This is a genomic window from Streptomyces hilarionis (assembly GCF_024539675.1).
Lineage (GTDB): Bacteria > Actinomycetota > Actinomycetes > Streptomycetales > Streptomycetaceae > Streptomyces > Streptomyces hilarionis.
Genome location: NZ_JAHHIT010000274.1, coordinates 1 through 6,407, shown reverse-complemented (window position 1 = coordinate 6,407; position 6,407 = coordinate 1). Strand labels below are relative to the sequence as shown.

Here is a 6,407-nt window from a genome sequence, read left to right as displayed (position 1 = left end):
GGTGGCCAGGGCGGCGGGCGGGCGGGGTCGGGGGCCGGGGCCGACGAGCGCCCCGAGGACGTCTGACGCCTTCAGTGGTGGGCGTGGGCGACCGCGTGGCCCTTGCCGCGGCCGATCATCCACTTGTTCACCGGGGTGGTGACCAGCAGGGCGACCGCGAAGCCGCCGAGCAGCGTCGTCCAGAACAGTCCGTCGTCCAGGTGGGCGTCCATGGCGCCCGGGACCAGGGCGATGATCCCGTTGTCGACCAGTTCCATCACGGCGATCGAGACGGTGTCGGCGGCCAGCGCCACCCGGACGGCGGACCCGAGGTCGAGGCCGGCCCGGCGCACCGCGAACAGCGTGAAGGAGTAGCCGAACACGAACGACAGGGCGATCGCCAGGACCATGGTGGGCACGTTGCCCCACGACAGCGCGGTCCCGATCACCATGCCGACGATCTCGCCGACGGCGCATCCGGTGAGGCAGTGCAGGGTCGCCTTGACCGCCGTTTCCCACGAGGCCCCATGCCGGGCGTCGTGGGCTCCGTGGGAGTCTCGCGCGTCGTGGGCTTCGTGGGCTTCGTGGTGGTCGTGGGCGTCGTGGTGGTGGTCGTGGGCGTGCGCGGCGCCGGTGTCGTGAGCGCTGTCCTTCATGGCTCTCCCCCCAATTCCTCGAGGTGGTACCTCGAACGCCTCTCGCGGGTGTTCCCGCGGGGCGGCCCGTCGTCCGGGCCGCTGTCGTCAACGGTATACCCCCCAGGGGTATTCCTCGAGGGGTGCTCGGGGATTTCCGGAGGCGTTCACCCCTCCGATGCGCCGGCCGGCCCGGCCGGCCCGGTGGGCCCGGTGGGCTCGCGGGGCTCCGCCGTCCCGGGGGTCCATCGCTCCGGCAGCCACCGGCTCGCGGCGCCCAGGCACAGGCCCAGCCAGCCCAGGGCGAAGAGCCAGCCGCCGGCCACGTCCGTGAACCAGTGCACCCCGAGGTAGACCCGGCTCAGGCCGACCAGCACGCCCCAGCAGCCGACGGTCAGGGCGAGCGCGGTCCGGCCGCGGGGCGCGCGGAGGCACACGGCGACGATCAGCAGCCCCGCGGCGAGGGCCGACGTGGTGGTGTGGCCGGACGGGAACGCCCACCCCGAGGCGTGCGTCGCCCAGTCCGCCAGGCGCGGCCGGGGCCGGGCGACGAGCGTCATCACCGTGTAGCGCAGCACCTGGCCCGCTGCCAGGCAGAACAGGCAGAGGGCGACGGACACGCCCCGCTGCCGGGGGGTGCGGCCCGCGACGGCCCCGGCCAGCACGGCGAGCGCGTACGGCACGACGCCCGTGCCGGTGGCGGTCACCCCGCGCGCGAACGCCACCGCCACGTCCGGCCGGTGGGCGACGGACCACGACAGGATGTCGGCGTCCGCGAACAGCGGCACCCCCTCGTGGCCCACGACGACCAGGGTGAGCACGCCGAACGCCGTCCACGCGCCGAGGCCGCAGCTGCCGGCCAGTTCGGCGAGGTCGCCGCGTCTCACGGCGCCACCGCCAGCAGCGGACGCAGCGGGGTGGCGGCCAGCCGTCGGGCCAGCGCCTCCGCGTGTCCCCGGCGGAGCGGGACCATGGCGAGCAGCGCGGTCACCGCGCCCACCACGAGCCCCGCCACCGCGTCGTGGGGGTAGTGCGCGCCCACCCAGACGCGGGAGAAGGCCATCGCGCAGGCGGCCACCACGGCGAGCGCGCCGAGCCGGCGGGAGGCGAACAGCAGGGCGACGGCCGCCGCCGCGGCGATCGCCGCGTGGTTGCTGGGGAACGACCAGTCGCCGGGAGCCGGACACGCCTCCAGCGTGCTCACCCGCAGGCTCTGGCAGGGCCGGTCCTCGCGGACCAGGAGCTTCAGGGCGGCGTCCACCCCGTACGCGGCGACCGCGGCGAACGGCACGGCGAGCGCTGTCACCGCCGCCGCGGCGTCCGCCCGCCGGGCGTGCCACCAGCCGACGGCCATGAGCACCGCGAACAGGGCGAGCCCGTACGTCGACCAGGCCGACACCGCGTCGTCCAGCCACACGGGAGCGTGCCGGGCGAGGTCCACCACGTCGGTGTAGGCCGGGCCGTCGACCCGCGAGCCGTCGAGGGCGGCGATCATCCGCGCGCCTCCCGTGCGTCCTGCGTCTCCTGCGCCTCCCGCGTCTGCCGTGCCTTCGCGTGCCGGCGCGAACGGTGCACCTCGGAGGCGACCGGGATCAGCGACAGGGCCACGATCGCCGCGACCATCGGCAGCAGGTAGCGGTCCACGTCGGGCACGGAGGAGCCCAGCGCGTAGCCCGCCAGCGTCAGCCCCAGGCTCCACACCAGACCGCCCGCGACCTGCCAGACGGTGAACGTGCGCACCGGTACCCGCAGGGCGCCGGCCATCGGGTTCAGGACCGTGCGCACCACCGGGACGAAGCGGGCCAGGACGACGGCCTTCGCGTGGCCGTAGCGCTCCAGCAGCTCCTCCGCGCGTCCGGCCCCCTCGTGCAGCCGGGCCGACCGGCTGCGGGCCAGCAGCGAGCCGCCCGCTCTGCGGCCCAGCAGATAGCCGCACTGCGCGCCCGCCAGCGCCCCCGCCGCCGCGGCGACCAGGAGCGGGCCGAGGGACAGCTTCACGCCGCTCCCGCCGGTGCCGGTGCACAGCAGGCCGGCCGTGAACAGCAGTGAGTCGCCCGGCAGGAAGAAACCGACGAGCAGCCCGGTCTCGGCGAACAGCACCACGCCCACGCCCAGCACGCCGAATGCGGACAGCAGCGACCGGGCATCCAGCACGTTGACGGCGAGCTGCGACGATAGGTGCATGGCTGTGGTCATCGTCGGGAGCCCCTTCATCCTTCTCGCGGTCCGCCGGACGCGGCGCGAGAGTGGCACCACGGCGTCCGGCGACTGACTACAATCATGTAGACGGTCTACTGCACTGTAGACGATGGCGGAATGAGGAACGTTCCCATGACCGATGCCGATGCGAGGGACGAACGGCGGCCGGCCGGCGAGCTCGAGGCCGCCGTCATGGCCGCGCTGTGGGCGGCCGGGGCCCCGCTCACGCCCGGGCGGGTGCAGGTCGAGCTCGGCTCGGGCCTGGCACGCACGACGGTGGCGACGATACTGACCCGGCTGCACGAGAAGGGCGTCGTCAGCCGTGAGCGGCAGGGCCGCGGCTACGCCTACCTCCCGGTGCAGGACGCGCCCGGTCTGACCGCCAGGCGCATGCACTCCGAACTCGACCGCGACACCGACCGGGAGACGGTCCTGGCCCGCTTCGTCGCCCAGCTCAGCCCCGGCGACGAGGAGCATCTGCGCCGACTCCTCGAAGGGGACGAACGGTGACCGCCCTGCTGCTCGTCCCGCTGCTGCTGCCCTTCCTCGCGCCGACCCTGGCCCGCCGCACCGTCGACCGCCTGGCCCCCGCCACCGCGCTGTGGGTCCTCACCGCCTCGGCCCTGGCGCTGGCCGCGGCCAGCGTCGCCGCCCTCGGCGCCCTGGTCCTCGCCGGCCTGCTCACCTTCCCCGCGTTCGCCGCCCTCGGCGAGCTCGTCCACCCCCTGCGCACCCCGTCGGACTACGTCGTCCTGCCCGCGGCCACGGCGGCCACCGGGGTGCTCACGCTCAGCGCGTGGACCCTCGTGCGCTCGGCCCTGCGGCAGACCCGCGCCTTCCGCACCGCCCGCTCGCAGGCCGCCCGCCGCCCCGCCGCAGGCGACCTGTGCGTCGTCGACTCGCCCCATCCGGACGCGTACGCCCTGCCCGGGCGGCCCCACCGCATCGTCGTCACCACCGGCATGCTGCGCAGTCTCGGCCCGGCCGAACGCGAGGCGCTCTTCGCGCACGAACGCGCCCACAACCGGGCCGGTCACCACTACTTCCTGGCCGCGGCCGAACTCGCCGCCCACGGCCACCCCGCCCTGCGCGCCACCCGGGACGCGATCCGGCTCGCGGCCGAGCGCGCGGCCGACGAGGCCGCCGCGGAGGTCGTGGGCGACCGGCGGCTGATCGCCACGGCCATCGCCCGCGCGGCCCTGGCCGGAAACGCCTCGCCCACCACCCGCCCGGACTTCGCGGCCGCGGCGACGACCGGCCCCGTCCCGCACCGCGTGGCCGCCCTCCTCACTCCCTCCCGGGGCCGTTCGCACGCCCTGCGCCGCACCGCGTCGCTCCTGGTCGCGTGCGCGGTCCTGTCCGTCGCCGCCGGAACCGCCGGCGTGGCCGACTTCCACCACGAGGTCGAGGTCGCCCAGGGGGAGGAGGGCCCCTGATCCGCTCCCGTGACCTGCTCGCTCAGAGCCAGTCCCGCCGCTTGAAGACGAAGTACAGGCCCGTGCACACCACCGCCATCAGGGCGACGGCGAACGGGTATCCGAACACCCAGCGCAGCTCCGGCATGTGCGTGAAGTTCATCCCGTAGATCGTTCCCACCAGCGTCGGCGCGAACAGGATCGCCGCCCAGGACGAGATCTTCTTGACCTCCTCGTTCTGCTCGAACCCCGCCTCCGCCAGCGCCCGCATCTCCGCGTTCTGCTGCTGGGTCACCAGGGTCGCGTTCACCGTGAGGATCTCGGTGAGTGCCTGGCGGAACCCGTCGACGCGCTCACTGGTGTGCGTGACGTGGTCGGCGACGTCGCGCAGGTAGCGCTGGAGCTCGTCGTCGGTGCCGTACTTGGAGAAGCCGGCCATCAGGGCGTGCAGCATGCCGACCAGCGGGCGGGTGGCGCGCTGGAACTCGACCATCTCCCGGGAGAGTTCGTAGATCCGGCGGGAGACCTCCGGGTCGCCGCGGAACACCTCGGTCTCGATCTCGTCGATGTCGTTCTGCACGCCCGAGACGACCGGCGCGTACCCGTCGACCACCGCGTCCAGAATGGCGTACAGGACCGCCTCCGGTCCGAGCTTCAGCAGCTCCGGGGTCTCCTCCATGCGCCGGCGCACCGCCGAGAGGTCGGGCGCCTCGCCGTGCCGGACGGTGATGACGAAGTCCGGGCCCACGAAGACGTGCAGCTCGGCGAAGTCGATCTCCTCCGGCGCGTCGAGGTAGCGGGCCGCCCGCAGGACGACGAACAGGGTGTCGCCGTAGCGCTCCAGCTTCGGCCGCTGGTGGGCCTCCTTCGCGTCCTCGACGGCGAGCGGGTGCAGGTCGAACTCCGCTGCCAGGGAGTGCAGTTCGTCGGGCGTCGGGCGGGCCAGCCCGATCCACGCCATGCCGGCCGGCTGCTCGCGCAGCACGCGGTAGGTCTCCGCGAGGGTCGCCGGGGCGACCGCCCGGACGCCGTCCCGGTACAGGACCGCCTGGACGACGCCGGCCGGCTCCGACGGCTGCGCGGACGGCGTCGCCGGCGGGCCGGGCGGCGGCGACCCGGGCGGAGGCGGGGGAGGGGTGCGGCGCCAGACGGGTTTCCTGGGGCGCTCGGGCATCGCGGCTGCCTCTCGGTCGAGACTGCGGTCGTGCGGAGGTCGGGCGTGCGGAGGTCGGGAGGTCGTCCGGCGTCGGCCGGCGAGCGGGCCGATCACCGGGCGGCGGATCGCCAAGCAGGATATAGGGGGCATACGGCGTCGACCCGGAAGGGCGAACCCCGCCGCCGGGCCTTGTGGGACAGATCCTGTCCTCGATCGCCGCTAGGTTGCCGTCCATGACGAAGACGACGTCCTCGGCGGTCCCCGTGCTCGGCGTGCGCGCCCTCAACCGGGCCACCCTCGAACGGCAGCTGCTGCTGCGCCGCTCGGCCCTGTCGGCCGGGGCCGCCGTGCGCCACCTGCTCGGTCTCCAGGCGCAGAACGTCAAACCGCCGTACTACGCCCTCGCCGCGCGCCTCGACGGCTTCGTGCCGCAGACGCTGTCGGCGCTGATGGCCGAGCGCGAGGTCGTCCGCATCGTCAGCATGCGCTCGACCATCCACACCCACACCGCGGACGACTGCCTGAGCCTGCGCCCGTTCGTGCAGCCCGCCCGTGACCGCGAGCTCACCCACTTCCGCAAGGGCCTCGCCGGCGTCGACCTCGACCGGCTCGCCGCCCACGCCCGCGACCTCGTGGAGGCCGAACCGCGCACCATGGCGCACCTGCGCGAGGCCCTGCACGCCGTGTGGCCCGACGCCGACCCCGCCTCCCTCGCCGTGGCGGCCCGGTGCACGCTGCCCCTGGTCCAGGTCACCCCGCGCGGGCTGTGGGGCAGGAGCGGCCAGGTCGCGCTCACCACCGCCGAGCACTGGCTCGGCCGCCCCGCCGGTCCCGCGCCCGCCGCCGACGACGTCGTCCTGCGCTATCTGGCCGCCTTCGGCCCGGCCTCTGTGAAGGACATGCAGACGTGGGCCGGACTGACCCGGCTGCGCGAGGCCTTCGAGCGGCTGCGGCCCCGGCTGCTGGTCTTCCGCGACGAACGGGGCGTCGAGCTCTTCGACCTGCCCGACGCCCCGCGCCCCG

General features: G+C 74.8%; 8 protein-coding genes. 3 read left to right on the top strand and 5 right to left on the bottom strand.

Translation table 11 applies throughout. The annotated features are described in order from the left end of the window. Nucleotides 1–71: 71 nt before the first annotated feature. The 4 genes from KMS84_RS37460 to KMS84_RS37445 form a co-directional block, all read right to left on the bottom strand. Nucleotides 72–635, bottom strand: a complete 564-nt coding sequence (locus KMS84_RS37460; protein WP_256921021.1) for a DUF4396 domain-containing protein — start codon at nucleotides 633–635, stop codon at nucleotides 72–74. 146 nt (nucleotides 636–781) lie between these two features. Continuing rightward, a complete protein-coding gene (locus KMS84_RS37455; protein WP_256921020.1) occupies nucleotides 782–1,501 on the bottom strand; it encodes a phosphatase PAP2 family protein in 720 nt (239 codons plus the stop codon). Next, entirely contained in the window at nucleotides 1,498–2,109 is a 612-nt protein-coding gene (locus tag KMS84_RS37450) for a phosphatase PAP2 family protein (protein ID WP_256921019.1), read from the bottom strand. The genes KMS84_RS37455 and KMS84_RS37450 overlap by 4 nt, the downstream gene beginning before the upstream one ends. Beyond that, nucleotides 2,106–2,810: a DedA family protein gene (locus KMS84_RS37445; RefSeq protein WP_256921018.1), complete on the bottom strand. Its 705-nt coding sequence runs from the start codon at nucleotides 2,808–2,810 to the stop codon at nucleotides 2,106–2,108. The genes KMS84_RS37450 and KMS84_RS37445 overlap by 4 nt, the downstream gene beginning before the upstream one ends. A 135-nt stretch (nucleotides 2,811–2,945) precedes the next feature. On the opposite strand from KMS84_RS37445, the gene KMS84_RS37440 reads away from it, so the two are divergent. Then, entirely contained in the window at nucleotides 2,946–3,323 is a 378-nt protein-coding gene (locus KMS84_RS37440) for a BlaI/MecI/CopY family transcriptional regulator (RefSeq protein ID WP_256921017.1), read from the top strand. Further along, nucleotides 3,320–4,249, top strand: coding sequence for a M48 family metalloprotease (locus KMS84_RS37435; protein WP_256921016.1), 930 nt, complete (start codon nucleotides 3,320–3,322; stop codon nucleotides 4,247–4,249). The genes KMS84_RS37440 and KMS84_RS37435 overlap by 4 nt, the downstream gene beginning before the upstream one ends. A 22-nt stretch (nucleotides 4,250–4,271) precedes the next feature. On the opposite strand, the gene KMS84_RS37430 is transcribed toward KMS84_RS37435, so the two are convergent. Then, nucleotides 4,272–5,402, bottom strand: a complete 1,131-nt coding sequence (locus KMS84_RS37430; RefSeq protein WP_256921015.1) for a magnesium and cobalt transport protein CorA — start codon at nucleotides 5,400–5,402, stop codon at nucleotides 4,272–4,274. Nucleotides 5,403–5,617: 215 nt separating this feature from the next. Between KMS84_RS37430 and KMS84_RS37425 the strand changes: the two genes are divergently transcribed. Beyond that, the coding region (locus tag KMS84_RS37425; protein WP_256921014.1) for a winged helix DNA-binding domain-containing protein at nucleotides 5,618–6,407 on the top strand (790 nt) is incomplete at its 3' end.